A 1398-nucleotide genomic window follows, 5' to 3' on the forward strand; every position below is an offset into this window, starting at 1 on the left:
TTTTCGATCTTCTCGGCTAAGTTTCGTTAAAAATTGTAGAGCATGAGCGCTTTCTTTTTTCGTGTTGATGATATGATGCGCCTCGTCAATAATAATGAAATAACGAGTTACATCTTCAAAAGCAAGTTGCTTTTTATTAAAGGCTTTTAATTGAGGCGCACCATTTGAAATCATTTCATCCCAAAGGAGATTTAACACATTAAAGATCTGTGCCTGGAATACTTCTGGTTTAAAGCTCGATATATTCCGTAAGGAAAAGGATACAACTTGTTCTTTCTTGAAATCTTCAATTGTAGTATGACCATCAAATAATTCTGCATATGCTTCTACTAAATTTGTAAGATTTAATTCAATTAATTCTAAACGATGAATTCTACTGTCTCCTAAATTATCATGATGCTTTCTAGCTTCTACATCTTGATATAATTCTTTACGAACAAACATTAAAAAGTCAGAGAAAATCGGATATTCTTTTGATTTTCTTGTTGTAATTTCATTTTTCGCTCCTTTTTCGTCATTCCATAATCCCATACGAATATATAATTTACGAAGCAAATTTTCATATTCTTTAATTTCATCATCTTTTGCTTCTGGCGCAATGAAACGATAAAAAATTGTCAATTTAGATAGATGTTGAGTGAAACTAACTTCTTCAAGTTCTGCTGTTTTGTACACTTGAAGTGGGTTAATTTGACCTTGAGAACCGTCTAATGAGATGGTCTTTCCTCCTAGTTCTTTCACTGTATCTGTAAACTCTTCTACAACATCAAATATCCGAACAAAATGACCCTTACTTGCATAATCCACACTTTTCTTTTTTAACAATGTTGATTTCCCCGCACCAGACTTCCCAATCATTACACCGTTATAACTCTTTCTTTGATTGTCTTTATGGAAGATATCAAAAATAACATTTCCTTTTGTTTTCGTTGTTCCATAATACGTACCGTATGGATCGTGCAAATAGGAATAATGAAACGGACACCCACCAGCCAAACTGACTGCCGGAATTTCTTTCCCTTTTCTTCGATTCACATAATTTTTTTGTGTATCAAAGCTCGTTACGAGTGCATCCCATTCATACTCTTGTTCATTTAAAAAGACAGCTCCTCGAAAGTTATAAGATTCTAATGTTTCCAGGATCTCTTTCACTTGTTTTTCTAGCTCATCTATTGTTCTAGCGGAAACATAAATACGAATGTGAATACGTTTCATGACCTCACCTTGTTTCAAATCCGTATAGAGAGCTTCCAGCTCTAAAAATTCATTTTTCGCATCGATCCGATCTATATTATCCTTCGCTGTATCATGCCGAACACTTTGTTCACTCATGGATTTATTAATCGATTCAACAACTTCATTTCGATTATCACTCATGACATCTAATGTTGTGATCAC

The 1398-nt window shown here is 33.8% G+C and carries 1 protein-coding gene; it reads right to left on the reverse strand.

Annotated features, from left to right (window positions below; all coding sequences use genetic code 11):
* The coding region (locus CN409_RS30990) for a type IV secretion system protein VirB4 (RefSeq protein WP_240518694.1) at nt 1-1398 on the reverse strand (1398 nt) is incomplete at both ends.

Origin of the sequence: Bacillus sp. AFS012607, assembly GCF_002558005.1 — a bacterium.
GTDB classification, from domain to species: Bacteria; Bacillota; Bacilli; order Bacillales; family Bacillaceae_G; genus Bacillus_A; species Bacillus_A thuringiensis_S.